This is a genomic window from Ornithinimicrobium cryptoxanthini (assembly GCF_023923205.1).
Lineage (GTDB): Bacteria > Actinomycetota > Actinomycetes > Actinomycetales > Dermatophilaceae > Ornithinicoccus > Ornithinicoccus cryptoxanthini.
The window spans coordinates 1,993,122-2,011,841 of record NZ_CP099490.1 but is presented as its reverse complement, the minus strand read 5'-3'; the positions used below and the strand labels follow the sequence as shown (position 1 = coordinate 2,011,841).

At 66.8% G+C, this 18,720-nt stretch carries 15 protein-coding genes; 7 read left to right on the top strand and 8 right to left on the bottom strand.

From position 1 onward, the window contains the following. Positions 1 to 58: 58 nt before the first annotated feature. The 3 genes from NF557_RS09275 to NF557_RS09265 all read left to right on the top strand — a co-directional run bounded on the left by NF557_RS09275 (position 59) and on the right by NF557_RS09265 (position 6,614). Complete coding sequence (locus tag NF557_RS09275; RefSeq protein ID WP_252618919.1) at positions 59 to 2,149, top strand: hypothetical protein; 2,091 nt, start codon at positions 59 to 61, stop codon at positions 2,147 to 2,149. A gap of 196 nt (positions 2,150 to 2,345) precedes the next feature. Further along, on the top strand, positions 2,346 to 5,546 hold the full coding sequence (locus NF557_RS09270; RefSeq protein WP_252618918.1) for a hypothetical protein: 3,201 nt from the start codon (positions 2,346 to 2,348) through the stop codon (positions 5,544 to 5,546). 279 nt (positions 5,547 to 5,825) lie between these two features. After that, positions 5,826 to 6,614, top strand: a complete 789-nt coding sequence (locus NF557_RS09265; RefSeq protein WP_252618917.1) for a hypothetical protein — start codon at positions 5,826 to 5,828, stop codon at positions 6,612 to 6,614. 49 nt (positions 6,615 to 6,663) lie between these two features. Here the strand turns inward: NF557_RS09265 and NF557_RS09260 are convergent, their stop codons facing one another. Next, the gene (locus NF557_RS09260) at positions 6,664 to 7,461 is read right to left on the bottom strand and encodes a hypothetical protein (protein ID WP_252618916.1); all 798 of its coding nucleotides are present in this window, start codon (positions 7,459 to 7,461) and stop codon (positions 6,664 to 6,666) included. A 268-nt stretch (positions 7,462 to 7,729) separates the two neighbouring features. On the opposite strand from NF557_RS09260, the gene NF557_RS09255 reads away from it, so the two are divergent. Beyond that, positions 7,730 to 8,923, top strand: coding sequence for a hypothetical protein (locus NF557_RS09255; protein WP_252618915.1), 1,194 nt, complete (start codon positions 7,730 to 7,732; stop codon positions 8,921 to 8,923). Between the two features lie 118 nt (positions 8,924 to 9,041). Here the strand turns inward: NF557_RS09255 and NF557_RS09250 are convergent, their stop codons facing one another. Both NF557_RS09250 and NF557_RS17830 read right to left on the bottom strand, forming a co-directional pair. Continuing rightward, entirely contained in the window at positions 9,042 to 9,455 is a 414-nt protein-coding gene (locus NF557_RS09250; RefSeq protein WP_252618914.1) for a PPOX class F420-dependent oxidoreductase, read from the bottom strand. A gap of 111 nt (positions 9,456 to 9,566) precedes the next feature. Then, a complete protein-coding gene (locus tag NF557_RS17830; RefSeq protein ID WP_370584442.1) occupies positions 9,567 to 9,836 on the bottom strand; it encodes a DUF2938 family protein in 270 nt (89 codons plus the stop codon). Positions 9,837 to 10,327: 491 nt separating this feature from the next. Here NF557_RS17830 and NF557_RS09245 point away from each other — a divergent pair, with 491 nt between their 5' ends. Next, positions 10,328 to 11,377: a GNAT family N-acetyltransferase gene (locus tag NF557_RS09245; RefSeq protein WP_252618913.1), complete on the top strand. Its 1,050-nt coding sequence runs from the start codon at positions 10,328 to 10,330 to the stop codon at positions 11,375 to 11,377. 288 nt (positions 11,378 to 11,665) lie between these two features. On the opposite strand, the gene hcaB is transcribed toward NF557_RS09245, so the two are convergent. Together hcaB and NF557_RS09235 are read right to left on the bottom strand one after the other, a co-directional pair. Continuing rightward, complete coding sequence (hcaB, locus tag NF557_RS09240; protein WP_252618912.1) at positions 11,666 to 12,472, bottom strand: 3-(cis-5,6-dihydroxycyclohexa-1,3-dien-1-yl)propanoate dehydrogenase; 807 nt, start codon at positions 12,470 to 12,472, stop codon at positions 11,666 to 11,668. Between the two features lie 16 nt (positions 12,473 to 12,488). After that, positions 12,489 to 15,740 (bottom strand): ATP-binding protein, encoded by a 3,252-nt coding sequence (locus NF557_RS09235; protein ID WP_252618910.1) that lies wholly within the window; start codon positions 15,738 to 15,740, stop codon positions 12,489 to 12,491. A gap of 382 nt (positions 15,741 to 16,122) precedes the next feature. Between NF557_RS09235 and NF557_RS17825 the strand changes: the two genes are divergently transcribed. Next, on the top strand, positions 16,123 to 16,293 hold the full coding sequence (locus NF557_RS17825) for a hypothetical protein (protein WP_425342969.1): 171 nt from the start codon (positions 16,123 to 16,125) through the stop codon (positions 16,291 to 16,293). Here NF557_RS17825 and NF557_RS09230 read toward each other — a convergent pair. Continuing rightward, complete coding sequence (locus tag NF557_RS09230; RefSeq protein ID WP_256855770.1) at positions 16,282 to 16,428, bottom strand: LuxR C-terminal-related transcriptional regulator; 147 nt, start codon at positions 16,426 to 16,428, stop codon at positions 16,282 to 16,284. The two genes, NF557_RS17825 and NF557_RS09230, sit on opposite strands and share 12 nt — an antisense overlap. A gap of 105 nt (positions 16,429 to 16,533) precedes the next feature. Beyond that, positions 16,534 to 17,403, bottom strand: a complete 870-nt coding sequence (locus NF557_RS09225; protein ID WP_252618908.1) for a formate/nitrite transporter family protein — start codon at positions 17,401 to 17,403, stop codon at positions 16,534 to 16,536. 139 nt (positions 17,404 to 17,542) lie between these two features. On the opposite strand from NF557_RS09225, the gene NF557_RS17820 reads away from it, so the two are divergent. Next, the gene (locus tag NF557_RS17820; RefSeq protein ID WP_370584443.1) at positions 17,543 to 17,878 is read left to right on the top strand and encodes a DUF3024 domain-containing protein; all 336 of its coding nucleotides are present in this window, start codon (positions 17,543 to 17,545) and stop codon (positions 17,876 to 17,878) included. A 159-nt stretch (positions 17,879 to 18,037) separates the two neighbouring features. Here the strand turns inward: NF557_RS17820 and NF557_RS09220 are convergent, their stop codons facing one another. Beyond that, on the bottom strand, positions 18,038 to 18,508 hold the full coding sequence (locus NF557_RS09220) for a UPF0158 family protein (protein ID WP_252618907.1): 471 nt from the start codon (positions 18,506 to 18,508) through the stop codon (positions 18,038 to 18,040). Positions 18,509 to 18,720: the final 212 nt, after the last annotated feature.

Genomic DNA, 18,720 nt, shown 5'->3' with positions numbered 1-18,720 from the left:
TCAGCCGGACGTCTGAGCGACCATCAGACACACCAGCGCACTTCGAGGACGGAGAGACGTGAGCGACAACGCCGGTGGTTCGCTCATCGAGGCTGTCCTGGCCATGGCGCAGGCCTCCGCCGGCAAGCCGTTCCCGCACACCGCTGTGGCCGACCTCGGCGGCTGGGCTCGCCTCGCGACCGAAGCCGCAACCCTTGCCGGAACCCCGGTCCTTCCCATCGTGTCGAACCTCGCCGCCCGTGACGCCGAACTCGGCGACGCGGACACGGCTGCCGCGCTCGAAGCGATCGCCGAAGCAATCCTGGCTACGGACCAGCCGACACTGCTCAAGGACTCGTTGGACCCGCTCCTGGCCAGCGCGGTTGCGACGCAGGTCACCGGCGACAAGCTTGCCGCAGGCTTGGAGCCACTGGCCTCGGCGTTCCTCACACGCCAGAACCGCGACGCGGTCCCTGACCTGTTGTCCGCCGACGCGCTCGAGGCACTCACCCGCCTGGTCGCTGCTGGTCACGGTTCGCACTTCGCGCTCCTGGCGTTCCTCGAGAAGTTCAAGAAGCCGACCGTCGCACCCATGGCGCGCGCAGTCATCCGGTCGGTCAGCACCGCGGTCGACATCTGGCCCGCTGCCGACCAACTCGTCGGCGTAGTCCGTGTCGTCGGAGGTCTCGACCCGGTAGGAGGCGCTGACACCTCGCTCGCAGCCGACGTCGAGTCTGACGCCGCCTGGGTGCTCGCGATGGCAGCGCTCGTCGCAAGCCTGAGGGCATCGACGCTCACCGACATGGGTCCGCATCTGGAAGAGGCGGCCAGGTATTTCGAGGTAGCCGAAACCGCCTACGAACGCCCAGACGCCCGCCCGATGCTCGCCATCATCAACGCGCTCCGGGAACTCGTCGCCGGCATCCTTGCCAGCGACCCGATGGCCGCGATGGTCGGCGAACCACTCTCCGCAGACATGCTCGGCGGCATCCAGGATCAGGTGCACAGGTTCTCCGTCGCCTCCAGCGGGCTGGACCACTGGTTCGGCGACAGCAAGGTGTCAACCCTCCGCGCGTGGGCCCACTTTGCCGCCGACCTCGATGAGATGCGCAACCAGCTCGGCAAGGACGGGTTCTACCAAACCGAGGTCGTCATCAACGGCCTGCTCAACGTCTACCTCAGCTCCCGTGCGTTCCGTGTCGGTAGTCGCGACGCCGACATCGCCGGAGTCCAAGACCTCATCCAGCCGGTCATCGAAGGTGGATTCGCGTCCAACTCCAGCCACCTGTGCAACCTCGAGGAGTACACGGCGCAACTCACCGACGCCGCGACCAAGAGTGAAGACGAGGACCTGCACGAGCGGCTGGACGCTGCTCGCGACATCCTCAAGGCGGCACGACGCGTGGCGACAGGCGGCGAGATGCCGGGAAAAGCCGACGGCGGCGCCCCGTCAGCGCCGCTCCCACCGCTGATTGGAACGCTGGTTCCGCCCGGTTCGCCTGACGCCGAACTCATCGAGCACATAACGCCCGCCACGCTCGCCGCGATCGAGGAACGACTCGACCACGTGGCCGCCGCGAGGCGCCACCTCAACCTTGTGCATGCGGAACTGTTCGACGACCTCCGCAAGCAGCTCGCAAGCAGCCCGGACTATAAGGACGACGTCATCCCCGTCCTCGACGAGATCTTGGTTCTAATCATCAACTTCGTGGCCAGTCGGACCGGCGGCCAGTCCAACCACTACAAGTACCTGTTCGACCCCGCAACCAACGAGAACGCCATCCAGGAGGACCTGTATAACTACCTCGTCGGAAACCTCGGCGACCGTGCGGAGTATGAGGTCTCGCACGTCGGCGGAGGCCGCGTCGACATCCGGTTGAAGTTCGACAAGTTCGCCCTCCACATCGAGATGAAGGTCGACAGCACCCATATCCCGATGGAGGATCGGACCGCGTACCTCAAGCAGGCCGCCACTTACCAGGGCAACGACATCCGCATAGGGTTTCTCGTCGCTCTCCGACACAAGGCATTCGATCCCACGGGGCCTCCGCCTCACAGCAAGGCACTCATCACCCACACTGCATTCCCGATCGACGGTGACCCGGTGCCTCGACACATGGTGCTCGTTGCTATCCCAGGTAGCCGTACGATCCCGTCGCAGTCGAGGTAGTCAACGAGATCGTGCGGCCACGCCAGTCGCAGGAACAGCCCCGCGTCATTCTGGGCGGAACTGACGCCAGTCGTATACCGGGGACTGGTTCAGACGCCGGCGACGTACGCGGTGAGGAAGTGGAGCCGGCGCCGGAACGCATTCCATACGGTGAGGCGCGGCTCCAGCGTAAGCACTGCGATGGGAGAATGGAGTTGTGACTGAGCACATCCCTGAGGCAGAGGCGTACATCAGGTTCCGCCTGGACGAGCTGTCTTCGCGGAACGAGCATCATCGGTTCGAGGAGATCGCGACACGGATTGCGCAGAAGCGCATCAGCTCGAACATCTTGATCGCCACCGGACCGGTCAGCTCGGGTGGCGATCAGCAGCGAGACGCAGAGACCTTTACGACCCGCCTCCCGAACGAGCTGCCCCACTCGGCAGGATTCGCGGCTGCCTCCTCCACGTCGCCGGTGGTGGTGGCATGCACCGTACAAACCGGAAGCCTGAAACAGAAAGTCCTCAGTGACCTCGCCGGCATCTGCGCCGACGATGCAGCTGAGGTTGATCACGTCGCCTTCTTCAGCGTGCACCCCATCTCCGAGGGCGTCACCCACGACCTCCAGCGGACTGCCCGCGAGTCCTACGGAGTGACCCTGGACATCTTCTGCGGCGGCGACATCTCAACGTTCCTCGCCGAGCCCGACTTGGTGTGGGTCGCACGGCACTACCTCGAACTGCCTTCGCATCTGGTCCCCGCGCCGGAAGACGAGCCAGCACCGCAGTGGTACGCGGACCTAATCGATGGGTTGCGTCACAACCACGGGCCAGTAGCCCTGACGCCAGCGGTGCAGGGAGAGATCACTCACGGGCTTCGACACGCGACCTGGGACGAGCACGCGAACGCCGATCTGCCGGAGTGGTTGGACTTCATGGGCGCGTTCCTGGCCGACTCCAGAGACGGCTCAGACACCGAACTCGTGTTCCGCGCCTGCTACGAGATGGCCATCGCACGATTCCGAGGCATGGGGGTCGCGGCAGGTATCGAGGACTTGGTTCGTCGCGCCGTCGCCTACGCATGTACCAGCAGCCGACCGAACATCGTCGACGACGCCGTGACGCTCTGCGCGTACTGGGGGACGATGTGGATAACCGGGGTCGCGCAGGCCGAGGCAGCCGAGATCAATGCTGCGATGACGCGGCTGCGATCGCACCTCGTCAACCTACTCGAAGCTACAGATTCGGTGACGCATCCGGTGCGCTCGGCGACCTTGACGGGAACGCTCGCATTCGCCCACCTGGTACCGGACTGGGAGCGCATCGAGACGACTGACGGTAAGCCTGCACCCGCTGAGGTTGCCTCCAACGTCGGAGTGCAACTGGACGAGTCCGCCGTCGACACCTCAGCGTTGCCGGTGTCGTACCTGTTCGACTTCGATGCGGCGATGTCGTATCTGGAGCAGTTGGTCGACCTGCTGCCACGGGCTCGCGCCTACTCGTCCAGCGAACTCGCGCGTCTGTTCACGATGTACGCGCCAGCAGCCTCCGGTCACGTCAACTACGAAAAGGTCCGGGACGGCTTCGACATCGTGCTGGCTGAGGTACAGGGCGACTCCGCCACCGCGGAACGATGCCGCGATCGCGGCATGGCGTTCGTCAGGGCCGGCCAGCCCCTGAAGGCTCTGGCCGAGCTGCACAACGCGAAGGCGAAGTGGTTCAACGGCGATACCATCTACGGCGCCGCCCTCACGATGCGTTACCTGGGTTCGCTGTACGCCGGTCTTGGGCTGGTGTACGCGGCCAAGATGTACGCGTGCACCGCCGTGGCTCTGGCCATGATGAGCGACGACACCGACGTGAAGACGCACGTGCCCAAGGCCCTGCTGGAGACAGCCAAGTACGCTCAACAGGCCGGCACCTGGGTCGACGCAGCCGGACTCACCGAGGTCGCACTCCTGGCTCGCGCCCAGATGCTGACCGATCCGTTCGACTACGACAGACACCCCGACCTCGCAGCTCACGCCACCTACGCGACTCTGGAGCTGGCCGGCATCCGCACGTTCTGGCCCGAGCTTGAGCCGCTCATCGAAGCAGCCCACAAGACGACGGACTGGTACGAGCAGCTGGTCGAAGTCATCGAGCACGGCGACTCACGGTCCGAGATCACCGTGGACGAGTTCCAGACTCGGGCCGCCGACCAGCTCGCAGGCCCACTGCTCGGCGACATAGGCGCTAGACGGCTCATCGACTTCCAAGCCCTCGGCATCCGCTGGACCTTCGAGTTCGACAACAACCGGGACACGGTTCTGACCAGTGAGGGCTTCGTCGCCGCGCTCCAGGTCCTCTTGGCCGACATCGCGCCGATGAACCCCGTCCTGATTAGCAGCACCGTCCGGGTCGATGTGGCCGTAAGACCCGATGCGAGCCGAGAAAACGATTCGATCGACATCGATGACTCAGGACCCGAGATCGTGGCGCATGTCACCGTCTCTAACTCCTTGACTGATATTGAGGCACGAGACAGAACGATCCTCGCGATGTGCTACCAACTGCTGCACGCCGTTCACGTCCGTCCACCAAACGAACTCCAAGACCTTCTGGAGCCGCTGTTCAAGGGCGGCCTCATTCACAAGGTTTCCATCGGTCGCCCCTATGAGGAGACCGCCGCATTGCTGGACGACGATCACTACATCCGATGTGCCCAGGCAAGCAGGCCGTCCTCCGACGCCTACCGCCCTACCGGATACGAGCACCTCTCAGCCTCAACCGTCACGGGCCCGGGCTATGACCGTGATGAGTCGCTCCAAGCCATTCGTGAACGGTACGAAGTTGCCAATGAGGCCCTGCGGTTCACGCTCCCGCGACTGTTGTCTGATCAAGCTGGGCGAGCGACCATCGTGAGGCTACGCAATGATGGCTGGCTCGACTGGCAGATCCTCGTCGCTCTAGTGAACACCTCCATGAACTGGCGGATGAAACGAGCAGGAATACAACCCGGTGTAGGCGACCCCCGGCGAGCGCTCGACCTCGCCCGCGAACCAGAGACATCAGCTTCCCCGACAATGCCGCTATCAGAGTTCGCTGACGGCGTCGTCGACATGCACATCTTCACTCAGACGGTGTCAGTGGCACAGCGATGGAAACTGCGCGGAAGGTCCGAAGCTCCCGGTGAGAACGCGATGCGTGACCTCCTAACCCGCCGGTACCGATACGCCGCCGATGACATCCCACACCGCGATCTACTCAACTGCCTCGACGAGGACGGCAAACTGCTTGCTCTTCTCGACATACCCGCTGCCACGGCGAGGATGGACACCGCGTCCGCGACGCCAGCGAGTCCGCCTAGATCTCGTCGGCAACCATCGGACACGGGGAGTGCCCAGGAACATGGAGTGGCGAATAGCACACTTGACTAGCGTCAAGTGGGAGGGGGCACGCCCGTGGATGTGAGTTTGAGCATGTGCTCCGCTGCGAACTGAGCGTCTGTGCTTCACGTCTACCTCGATCAGTTCGCGTGGATCGGTCTCGCCAGGGCGGCACATGATCGGCCGGACGGTGCGCGGTACCGCGGCGCACTCGAAATGTGCCGGGCCGCAAGGGCGCACGAAGTAGCATCATTCCCCCTCGATCTGTATCGGTACTGGGAGACAGTCAAGAACCACAACGACGGCTCCAGGAACCGCCTGGTCGACACGATGATCGAGTTGTCCGACTTTGACGCCATCACAATGCCCAAGCAACTTCTCTACTACGAGATCGACATGGCCCTGCGGGCTCGCTTCGGACGGCCAACCGATGTGACTGCGCCTCGCGTGTTCGGGCGCGGCATCGCTCACCTGACTGCCGGCGGCGTCCACAACTCGTTGAGGCCGACTGACCAGCGGCCCGCGTCCGAAGACAAGAGCAGCGACCTCCGAACTCCGATCGACCACCAGCTCGAAGAGCTACTACTGCGTGCTGGCCCAAGAACTCACGCACGCGCGGGTCTACGGCTTGATCTAGTCAACTGGGGTGACTTGTTCGTGCAGCACGAAGTCAGCGTCGCTGAAGAGATCGCGCGACGGAAGGTACCGCGCGCTGAGTTGCTTCCTTCGGTTGTCCACTCGGACTTCAACGACATCGCGTCAGCCATCCTTCACCGGGTCACGGTCGCGGGCATCAGCACCACGGAGGTGACCGAGACCTTGGGCGGCGCGGGCCTGCTCCAACTCGTTCAGTCTCTCCCCACCCGCCGAGTGACGAACGCTCTCCGTGTGAGCAAGCACCTCCATCCGCGACCGCACCAGAAGTGGAAGGCGAACGACTTCTTCGACGTCGTACAGTTACCGGTTCCCACGGTTTACTGCGACGTGGTGTTCACCGAGCACCAGTGGGTCCGGGCCTTGACCCGCGATAAGGAGGATCGCCTTGACGAGCGATTCAACACCAAGTTGATCTTCGAACCCGAGCAGCTGGTCGAGGTGTTGGTCTCGGCTAACCTGTGACGACTGAGGCGACGATCCCGTCAACGCGACGCCTCCGCATTCGGATACCCTAAAAATCAGCTGGCCGGTTCGCCAGGCTTCCAAGCCACAAACTCGTAATCAGTAGGACCGCGCCACGATCGGCAAACATTACGCCGGACTGCGCGTCAATCTGGGCGAACTGACGCGGCAGCTTGCCCATCAGCACCGGGTGACGCGGCCTGGCCTCGCCCCGACCGCAGCCACGGCCCGGTCGGCCCACGTGCGCACTTGCGGACGTCGAGTCACGGCGATGAAGAGGGCAGGTCGACCCTCTGTGGGCCGCGACCGACAGTCGTGCCGCGATCGGTTTCCCTGGCCCGGCGTCACGAGGCGCCGGCAGGGGCGCAACTGGTCTGGCCGGTTGAGGTCGCCGCCCGCGATCGTCGCCTCGCGGCGGGGGGGGGGCGTCGAGGATGGCCGTGAACTCCGGGCACTGGGCCTCATTGGTCTCGACCTGCGAGCCCACCGCCAGGTGCCTGGTGCAGACGTGCGCCCGTCCACTGTCTCCGCGCAGAGCCGGCGGCGCTCCTCCAAACCCCGCTGGACGGCATACGCCGCGCCGGAGGGAACCGATCTCGGACGCGGTCAGGACGGCGATGCCAAACGCGCCGCGACCGTTGGGGTTCTTGCAGGCCAGCTCGCCACCGATGTAGATCACGGTCCCGAAGGCGTAGTCATAGCCGGTCTCCTCGGCGATGCGCTCGATGGCACCGCTGCAGGCCTCGTTGATGGTGACCGCGTCCGGCGCGGTCGCGCCGATCGTGGCGATCGCGCCGATCGTGGCGATCGCCTCGTCGACGACCCTTGGGATATTCGCCGCCGGCATAGCAGCCCGCATAGCAGGAGAGGCACAGGTTGAGCTGGAGGAGTAGATAGTGAGTGGGCTTGGTGTCATCGGGCTTGGTCCCGGCAGTGGCGGCCCACGGCGTGGACATCAGCAGGGCAGCCACGAGGGACAGGGCTGGGAGTGATCGCGCATGCCCACCGGGCTCGCGTCCCGGTGGACGTCAGCCGGACGACTGTGCAAGGAGCACGCGAACTGTCCGTGACGCGAGCGTTGCCAGTGTCCCTGGGTTTGGCAAGGCCGTGGCAGTATGCCGTCGCGTAGTCCTCCAGACCTAGGCAGTTTTGCCCATTTCCAGTCTGGCCGCGGACCACTAGTCTCGTGTCCCATGGGGATAGGGTCGGTCACGGGTGTTGGTGCAAGGGCAGGGTTATATGCCGCGGCGCTCGCCGTCTTCATCGGCTCGTCAGTGGTGGGGTCGGGATCCGAGACGAATGAGCCGGTCCCGCCGCAGGGGGCATCAGCAGATTCGGGGAAGGAGGTTGCCGTTCCTGACACTCCAGACGCGGTCGATCCATTCCTGCAGGACGAGGTGACCTTCCACTTTCTCCCCGATGCCTGGCAGCTCTTGATTGGTCGCGAGGGTGACGCGACCGCCAGGACGCTGATGGTCGCCGGTTGCGGGGTCAGCAACCGTGACTTGGACGATGAGGCGGACCTGCCTGCGGTCGTGATGGTGCCGAGCAATACGACGGGTTCGGTTGACGGACTGGGCGTGCCAGTCGACCTCATCGAGAAGGAGTCGCGGCAGGAGCAAGTGTGTGCGCCGCGGATCGTGCCCGTTGATCTCAGCGTGGACATGAGGGTGAGCGAACCAGCCCGGGGCTGGCTGGTGGCCGTGCCAACCGTTCCGGGCACGTTGACGCCCGACACAGCGAGCGTGCCCTATGTCGTGAAGCGGATCATTCACCCATGGGGCTATGGGCTCCTAGCCATCACAGCTGGACTGGTGGCGCTTCTTGGCGTGTTCCGTGGCAACCCGACGGAGTATGCGGAGGGCCGGGAGAAGGAACTAGCTGGCGAGCAGGACGACAAGGCGATTCCGTCACTGCCGGTCATGGCTTCGATCTACGGCGCCCTTGCCCTGGCCACAGCTGGACTGTCGACGTGGACGGACCTGGTGCCTGGTCTTGACCTAGGCGGAGTCCTCGTGGTCGGACTCATCGCGGCAGTGCTCGTGGCCGCAGGAGACCGGCTAGTGGCGACCTACCAGCGAGCGAAGGCCGAGAATCAATCGCGCCGCGCGAATGCTGGGTTGTTCCTCTCACTGTTCGGCGCCGCCACGATGGCGCTGTTGATCCCGTTCGTCCTCCTGCACGGAGCCAACATCGGTGTCGGGAGCGCGGCTGTGTGGGGTCTGGCGACGCTCTTCTTGATCTTCGCGTCGTTGTTCAGGCTGCCGCAGGGCGCCACGGAGAGGGCCGCACCCGAGTACGACCTGTGACACTCACCAGTGTCTTGACGTCAAGATAACCGGGAGGTGGGGATGTACGGGCGGCTGTTCTGGCCGGTGCTGGCCCACGACACGGACTAGCCGCCGTCTCGGTGCGCTGTGCGGCTGGCTACGCCCAGGGGCCCATGCCCCGCACGCGGGTCGGGGTGATCCTGATGACGAAGCCCTCCGGCGGGTTGGGCATCGGCGGGAAGTCCGTGCCGGGTCCGACATAGCGCTGCGCGAGATCGTGGAGAAGAGCTGGTGCCCCTCCCTCGTCGATCTGCGCGGTGCCGTCGACGACGAGGTAGTGCTGCATGCCGTGGTCACTGCCGTCGGCCTCGATGGACAGCGAGACCCTGGGGTCGCGCCGGATGTTGCGCACCTTGTGGTCGACCATCAGCTTGCCGACGACGATGTCGTCTCCGTCGAGGCCCACCCACACGATCGTCACCTGTGGACTGCCGTCGGCGTTGATGGTCACCAGGTGGGCGAGTCGTCCCGACTCGATGACAGCCCGTGCGGACTCCGACAGCTCCATCATGGCGCCTCTCTCACGCGACCTGGGCAGAACGCCTAATCGTATTGGCTCAGGCGGTCGTGGGCAGACGAGCTCTCGCCGACGGCGTTCGCCAGCTCACGGCCAGGCGAGGGGTTAGGGAGGCCGTGCCATGCAGACTGACGCCGTATGCCGTGTGGGTCGCCAGATTCCGCTACCTTGCGGATCCGGATGGGCAGTCCGCCACGCGGCGATCCGAAGGCCCATGCCGGGCTGCAGGACGAACCACAGGGCGACGATGGCGACCCACCCGACGAGCAGTGCTGGCCAGAGGGTTGGTAAGTGAGCCCAGCCGATTCCCGTCACTCCCAGCAGGACGAGCGCGAAGGTTATGCCGGTCGCGTAGTGCGCGACCCAGGAGGTCATCGTCGACGCCGCGGATGCCGAGTGTCCGACGAGCGGCCCAGCCCCAGAGGTCAGTCCCGGCGGTCGCCCGTCGCGTCCGCGGCACGGTGTCGCGACGCACTCGCGGACGGAGCAGCTTGGTCTCCAGCAGCGCGTCAACTCAGCTCTCACTGTCGGAGGTGCTCCAGGCCGAGCTGGACGCACAGACTCCACGTCAGGACGTGCTCGAGGTGCGCCGTTATCTCAAAGCGACCGATCTTGCACCGGGGGAGTCGCCCCCGAGTCGCTCGCGGCGGAGACGCACAGCGCGTGGGTCGCCTGCACCACGCACGGCGACCCGGGGTGGGAGCGTGGAGCGCCGCCCGGCCGGTGCGGACCTTCGACACGCAGACGCGCACCGTCCTCGCGCGCAGGGAGGACGAGCGGGCAACCTGGGAGTGAGTGCAGGGTGAGCGGCTGGGGCCGCGGAAAACCATTTCCACGGCTCATCGGCGGCCAACTACGCTCTCAGGATGAGTCCGCCCCGGTCCATCGTCGAGCGCGCAGCAGCGCCCCAGACAGTGCCGGCGATCACCGCTGGCGGCCTGGTGTGGCGCCCCGCGACCATCGACGACGTGGCCACCCTCACTGCTCTGACCAACGCGATGGCCAAGGCCGACGGCGCGCCCTACCGCGTCACGCGGGAGGAGACCGAGGACGACCTCACGGCGCCGGGAGTCGACCTCGCTCGGGACACGACCATCGGCGTCGACGAGGCGGGGGAGGTGCGTGCCTACGGATCGGTGATGGCGCCACCAGGCGATGAGTCAACCGTGCGCGCGTTCCTCTTCGGCGGCGTGCACCCCGCGAGACGCGGTCAGGGCATCGGGAGCGAGGTGTTCGCGTGGCAGACCGCCAGGGCGCGGCAGGTGCTTGCGGCCTCGGGCAAGGAGCTGCCCGGGCGCCTCGCCGCCTTCGCGGAGGACAGTGACCCGGCGGAGCGGCACGACCTGATCAAGCGCGCGGGCTTCGAGCCGCGCCGCTTCTACGCCGACCTCAAACGCCCACTCATCGGGGACGCACCCGCGATCCCCGAGGTCGAGCTGGCAGAGCCGTTGCGGCTCGTGCCGTTCTCGGCCGAGCTGGACGACGCCACGCGACTGGCCCACAACGACGCGTTCCGCGACCACTGGGGCTCCGAGCCGCAGACGAGGGAGCAATGGGTCAATGGGCGCAGCGAGTTTGTCCCCGAGTGGTCGTTTGTGGTCATCGACGAGTCTGCGGTCGAGGCTGGTGCGCCGGTGGTCGTCGCCTACGCACTGTCAAGCCGCTACGAGGCTGACTTCCCGGTGCGCGGCTACTCCTTCGGCTACACAGACGTCCTCGGCACCCGCCGCGCCTACCGCGGACGGAAGGCGGCGCTCGCTGCCCTTGGGGCCAGCATGCGTGCCTTCGCCGATGGCGGGATGGAAGCGGCGGTGCTCGACGTCGACACGGAGAACCCATCCGGCGCCCAGGGGCTCTACGCGAGCCTCGGCTACGTGAAGGAGCACGGCTCGGTCATGTACTCGATCGAGCTGTAGTCAGGTTCCCCCTGTCTGCGATCAGTTCGCTCGGGCACCCGTCCTGGATGGACGTGATGTCGCCAGAGGTCAGCACAAAACGGCATGGTATGCCGGTCCGGCAGGCACTCTGTGTCGCCTGTTCGCGCGGGATCAGGTCGAACTCGACGGTCGGTCAGGGCGTGGTCCGCTCAGCTAGAGACTCCGAACCGCTGGTCCCCAGGACGGAAGCCAGGACTGATCGTCAGGCTGCTTGCCGAGCGGAGTCAGGTTCCAGTAGTCGAGGGCAACCGCCCACGTGAGGCTGGATCAGCCACCGGGGAGCGGCGGCATGCCGCGCACCGAGAAGCCACCGTCGCAATCGACCACGACGCCGGTCGTGGCTGCCGCGTTCGCGCGCGAGGCGAGCTGGACGTAGTGGCCCGAGTAGTCGGCTGGGTCCGGCAGGAACCGCAGCGGGAGCAGAGCACGTGCCAGCTGGTCAAGGTCGGGCATCGAGTCCAGGGTGCGGTCGGCGAGGCCGAGGGCGCTGGGGCCGCGGATGTCGGTGCGCATGAACCCGGGGGAGACGCCGTTGACGCGGACCTCCGGGGCGAGCTCGAAGGCGAGCTGCTCGACCAGACCGACAACGGCGTGCTTGGAGGCGGTGTAGATCGCTCCGCCCACTCCGGCGTTGCGTGAGGAAAGCGAGGCCGTGAGCACCACGCTGCCGGAGGCCGCGACGAGTGCGTCCAGCGCCGCCTTGACGCCCAGCAGGCAGCCCTTGACGTTCACGGCGATGAGCTCGTCAAACCCGCGGTCGAGAGTCTCCATCGGCGTGTCCGCCAACCGTGCGCCGTAGTCGAACAGCCCGGCGTTGCCGATGAACGTGTCAAGTCGCCCGAAGGCTTCGAGTGCCTGCGCCACGGCCCGCTCATTGTCCTCACCGACCGCGACGTCGCCGGCGACACCCACCACGGTGCCCTGGTGGGCCGCCTCGACGGCAGCCACCCGTTCGGGGCTCCGGTCGAACGCGACCACCCGGGCTCCCTCGGACTCAAAGCGGTCGACCAGGGCTCTGCCCAGCCCCGATCCGGCACCCGTGATCAGCGCCACATCACCTTCCAACCATCCCATCGGTCGTCCTCTCTCGTCAGCCGGCTCGTGCCGCACCCGAGCCCTCAAGGGCCCGCAGCGCGCGCACAGCCCGCTCGACTGCTTGTGCGTCGTCGCCGGTTTCGTGACTCTGACCGTCCACCTCGTGACCGCCCAGGAGGGACCGGATGACCTCAAGGTCGCCGGTCAGACGAGGCGTCATGACGACGCCCAGTTCCGTGTGCAACCGCTGAGCCGCAGCGACCAGGTCGGACGCCGTGACTTGGTCCACGGTGGCGACGACGCCCGCTGACCCGAGGAGCGACTCGGCCACGCCCAGCCGGTCGCCGATCCGGTGGCGGATGGACAGGGCCTCGCGGTGCAGTCGCGCGGCATCTGGGGCCTGTCCGGCAGCACTGCTCACGCGGGCCAGTCCCCATCGGCTGTTGGCCTGGTGGCGCGGGGCGCTCGAGGTGATCGCGTCCTCGGCCTCAGCGCGGAACAGTTGTTCGGCGGCGAGCAGGTCGCCGCGGGACAGGGCGACCACGCCCAGCACCCACTGCGGGAACGTGTCGCGCATCGTGTGGCCCAACGTCGACAGGCTGACAGCGGACTCGGCCAGTCGCGCGGCCTCCGTGACCCGATGCTGCTCCAGGGCGGCGTGGGCCTGTGCGCACAGCACCCCCGCGATATCGGCGGGAGCGCTCAACGCCTCGGCCACGGCCAACGCCTGCTGCAGGTCAACCTCCGCCTCCACGAAACGACCTTGACGCACCAGCCCTTCTCCCCGCACGCGCAGCGCGCTGGTCAACGTCCGGCGGTTCCCGAGGTCCTCGGCGAGCTGGGACGCCTCCGACGCCAGCCGATGTGACGTCGTCAGGTCACCACCGAGGAACGCGACCCAGCCCAGCTCGGAGAGCAGCAGCGGGCGAGCGGACAGGTCTCCGATCGTTGAGGCCAGGTCGAGCGCCTGGCCGTAGAGTGCCTGCGCCGCTGCGTAGTGGCCGAGCCACAACTCGATCTCCGCCTTCGACCCGAGCAGCAGCCGGAGCAGCTGGTCGTCCTCAGCGTGCTCCGCGGAGTGGATGCCCCCGTCAAGCAGCCGCCCGGCCCTGACCTGATCACCTCGACTGCCCGCGGCGATCGCCAGGCTCCGCAGGATCCCGGCAGCGACTCGCTCGTCACCGGCCCGCTCGGCATGCCCCAGGGCCTCACTCCAGCGCGCCTCCGCCTCGTCAAGTGCCGAGTTGCGGAAGGCGACATAACCCAGGCCGGACCGGGACCGGGCCTGGGTGGTCTCGTCCTCCTGCAAGGAGGCGATCTCATCCGCCTGCCGGAAGGCCGCCTCGGCGTCGGCCATCTCGCCCTGCAGGATCAGCAGGCTGCCGAGGGCGGCCAGCGCGGGGCCACGGAGCCGGTGGGCTCCCGCGGGCAGGCCGAGTGCCTCGTGGTGGTGCTCGATCCCCGCGGTCCAGTCACCGTGCGAGATCCAGAACGGGGTCATGGCTGTCGCGGTCCGCAGTGCACGGTCACCGTCACCAGCCGTGATGGCGGTGGTGAGGGCTTGGCGGATGTTGGGGAGGTCGCTCACCAGAGCAGTCACGGCGTCGCGTCGACCGCGGAGGCCGACGTCGCGTCCGAGGGTCTCCACGTGACGGGCGAGCCAGTCCCGGTGCCGCTCGGCCAGCGCCGCGCTCTCGCCGGTCGCGGTCAGCTCAAGGTCGGCGAGTTCGTGCACGGACTCCAGCATTGTCCAGCGCCCTGGGTCGTCCCTGGGGGACAGCAGGGAGGCACGGAACAGCCCTCGGACCAAGTGTGGGACGGACGCGTCGGACAGTGGGGGCGTGCCACATACCGCGCGAACGGCGTCGATCGTGCCTGTCCCGGCAAACGTCGCCAGCCTGCCGAAGAGCAGCCGCTCGTCGGGCCCGAGCAGGTCCAGACTCCACTCCAGCGCGGCCCGCAGGGTCTTGTGACGCTGTGGGGCGGTCCTCCGTCCGCCGGTGAGCAAGGAGAACCGGTCCGACAGGCCGTCGAGCACGCCCTCGACGGAGCGGTCGGCGAGGGCCGCAGCCGCGAGCTCGATGGCCAGGGGAATGCCGTCCAGGTGGTGCACGATCCTTGCGATCTCCATGGAATTGTCGTCCGTGATGGTGAAGCCCGGGCGGACCAGGGTTGCGCGTTCCCCAAAGAGCCGGACGGCATCCTGCGCGACCACGGCGGACGTGCTCGTGACCTCTGCCGGTTCAAGGACGGGCCAGGGCTCGAGCCGCCAGACCACCTCACCCTCGAGCCTGAGCGGTTCCCGGCTGGTCGCGACCACGACGACCTGCGGACTGCGCTGCGTGAGCGCCTCGGTGAAACCAGCTGCCGCCTCCAGCAACTGCTCGCAGTTGTCCAGGACGATGAGGGCCGATCTGGTGGAGAGGTCGTCGATCACCGCGTCCTCCAGGCTGCGTCCGGGGACCTCCGTGACGTGCAGGGCCGAGGCCACCGCGCTGGCGACACCTTGCCGGTCCGTGACGGGGGCCAGCTCCACCAGCCAGGCGCCGTCGTCAAAGTCGTCCATCACGTCGAAGGCGAGCTGCACCGACAGGCGGGTCTTGCCGACGCCGCCCATGCCGACGACGGTCAGCACACCGGTCTGCCGGATCAGCTCGGCGAGTGCGGCCCGCTCCCGAGAGCGCCCGACGAAGCCGGCCCGATAGAAGGGCAGGTTGTGGTGGACCACCCCTTGGACCCGCGGTGGTGGGAAGTCGACGGGAAGCCGCGGGTGGTTAGCCTGGAAGAGGCGGGCGGGCTCGGCGAATCCGCGCAGTTGGAACGAGCCGAGCGTGGACAGACTGACATCGGCGGGCAGCCGCCCTGTCACCTCGGCGGCGGTGGCCTCGGACAGCAGGATCTGGCCACCATGGCCAGCAGTGCAGATCCGTGCCGTCTGGTGGAGCCCCAGCGACACGTAGTTGTTGCCCGTCGGTCTGGCCTCGGCCGTGTGCAGCCCCATCCGCACGCGGATGGCTGCCCCTGGTGGCCAGGCGTGGGACCGCAGCGCGAGCTGGCCGTCCAGGCATCCTGCGAGCGCCTGGGCAGCGTCGTCAAAGGCCACCACGAGGGCATCGCCCTCGGTGTCGAACTCCACACCGCGATGGCTCTCAAAGGCGTGGCGCAGCAGGACGTTGTGGATCTCGAGCAGGGCGACAAACTGCTCGCCCAACCCCTCGAAGAGGCGGGTCGACCCCTCGATGTCCGTCATGACGAAGGTGACGCGGCCAGCGGGCAGCCGTGTTGTGGTCTGCTGCGCACCTGCCACGGGTCAGTCCTCTGCGCGACGAGCCGGCACCAGCGGCCCCGACGGCGTGTCGTGGGGATGACCGGTCCGTTCCGACGATAGTCCTCCGCAGGCCGAGCCGTCCACGTCCAGTCAGCAGGCACTGCGACCTCTAGAGCGTCCCCACGAGCGTCTCGTCCATGATGGCCTCGCGCTTCTCGGCGTCCTCGCCCAGGGAGTTCGCGATCTCCTCGCTTTGGGGTCCCACTTGAGAGTCGGGCGGCGAGCACGCCGAGGGCCAGGATCAGCTGCGGGATCGTCACGCTTTCCGACGGCAAGGTGCTGCTAGACGACGTCAGTTTCGTGGTGCCGTCGTCTTCGCTGCTCGCAGTGATCGGACCCGTCGGGCGCCGGCAAGTCGACGCTGCTCAACGTTCTGACAGGCGCCCGACGGGCCAATGCCGGAGCGGTGAACTTCGACGAGCGGGACATGCACCGCGATCATGCGGAGATGCGGCAGCGGGGGGCTGGTGCCGCAGGAGGATGTGGTGCATCGGATGCTCCCCGTCCGCCGGGCCCTCGGCTATGCCGCTGAGCTGAGCGACGTAGGCGGTGAGGAAGTGGCACGCCGGCGTCCTCCGACGTACAGGGACGCCGCGATCTGGGCGTTGGACAGCCCGCGGCACATCGCCCGCAGCACGTCGATCTCGCGTTCGGTCAGCTCCGACACTCGGGTGGGGACGGCGGTGCTCAGAGTCGGGGCTGTGGGTTGGCCAGTTTCTCATAGTTCGTCTGGTTGAACCCGAGGGTCAAGCCCATGGCGGCTGACTTGCGTTCAGGACGCTTCGGACGCCTCATCGACGCGGTTATCCGGGCCCGGTGCCTCCGGCAGCTCGCTGGCGCGGACCAGCCGCATCGCCGTGACGAAGACCAGCCCGCCCAGCATGTTGAGCGGCACGACATACCAGAACCAGGCCAGCCACTCGCCATACGAGACCGAGCCCTCGGCATGGATGGCACCGAAGATGATGATCGAGTCCAGCACGGAGTGGAACAGGCTCAGCCCCGCCAGCAGGAAACCGACAGAGAACGCTGCGACCACCTTGACCCCGTCCGAATCGGTCCCTTCCTGCATCCGTGTCAGGACCGTGATCACGATGCCGCCCAGCACCGAAAGCGCCACCGCACGAAGGCCGAGCGGCGCATCGACGAAGTGCCGCGCGGTCTCGGTCAGTAGCCCGGCGAACTCCGGAAAGGCGTGCGCGACGAACCACATAAACACCCAACCCCCGACGAGGTTGGTCACGAGCGTCATGCCCCAGAGCCGCAGCAGCTGCAACACCGTGCCCCGACGGGCGAAGAGAGCCATGATCGGCAGGAGGAAGCCTTCGGTGAACAGCTCACTGTGCGCCAGATACAACGCCACGAGGCCGATACCAAAAGCGAGCCCGGCCAGCAGGTGGTTGTCTGTCTGGTGCAGCACCGCAAGGTAGGCCAGGATGCCCAGTCCGACCTCTAGGCCGCCGAAGAGCCCGGTCGTGATGAGCACCCGCCAGCCTCGATGCAGACGCTCGGCACCCTTCTCGACGGTCCGGTCAAAAGACTCGCGAACCTCCTCTTCGACCCGCGCAGCGGCTGGGTCGACCTGGCCGTCTGAGTCCTCGGCGACCTGGTCGTCCGTCTGCTGGCCGGGCTTCTCGCTCATGGTGCCCTCCTTCAGGGTGCCCCCGCTCGGGTGCCTGTCCACGCACGGACCGGCCGACGAGCAGGCGGGCCCGATCAATCCGTAGCCCGGCCTACGCCGCATTCTGTCACCGATCTTGGTGCACCGTGTTGCCCTTGCTATGCAGCCCCGCGTCGTCACTCACGCATCGCAGGCATCGCCTGGTGGGGTCTGGTCTTGGCTGTCGCCGTGCTACTTCGATCCCGCGCGAAGCACGAGTAAACGGCAAGAGCGGCGCGCGCCCTGGCGCGAGGACCTCGGACCCGAATGGACCAGCCTCCCCATCGCCCGCCTGCGCTACACCGCCACGCACAAGACCTGGACCCCGTACTGGCGCAACCGCAACCTCCGCTTCCACCTCTACGACCGGGTCCGGCCTTCACACACCCTGAGGACCTCCTCGACGAGATGGACCGCGGCCCCACCCACATCTTCTGGGGCTGACCAAGCCCCGTAGCCAGGGCCTATCCGCTGTGCCTGAGGAACCTAGCCAACGTCCGAGTGTCCGACGTCAGGAGATACGGGCGGACTCCGAGAAGCCTCACACATGGCGAAACGCCGTGGTATGACGCAGGTAGAACGACGCGGATCTGGCCGGACTTCGCGCTGCTCGGCCTCACGGCAGGGCGGGCTCGGGGTGGTCTCGCTGGAACCTTTGGGCGGCGTCTTCGTCGATCAGCCCTTCGTCTGCCAGCCACTGCACGGCCCGGGCCCGTGCCCTGGCATCCCGCAGCGTGTGCCAGACCGAGATCAGGTCGGGGTGTTGCTGGTACAGCGCATTCTTGAAGCGCCGGAATGCGCCCTTGCCCTCCAGCGAGCGGCGCAGACGCTCCCCTGAGCTGCGGTCGCTGATGCCGTCGGAGAAGTCGACCATGTCCTGGTACCAGACGTAAGGCGGCAGGGGGTCGATCAGGATCAGGTCCAGCTCGTCGAGCTCGACCGGGTTCTCACCATCGATACCCAGGTCGCTGGTCCAGAAAGCGACCTCGCCCGTTCTCGGGTCGATCAACCATCGATGCTCGTAGTCGGTCTGATCTGCCAGAGCGTTGGCGATCTCCTCAACGTCGATAGCGTCCAGGTCGAGCATCCACCCAGCGTAGGACCGGAGTACTTCACGTGCACCAGTCAAAGCGGCTGACGGCTAGTGCGCGGCTCGCGGCGAAGTGCCGCACTCTGGAACGACCGGCCCGCGGCAGTTGCGGATGCTTGGTGGTGACCAGGCTTCGGGCATCGAGCTGCCTCTTTCCGCTCCTCCGGCGGCGGTACCGTGCCTGCGCGAGCAGGATGGGGCCTACGAAA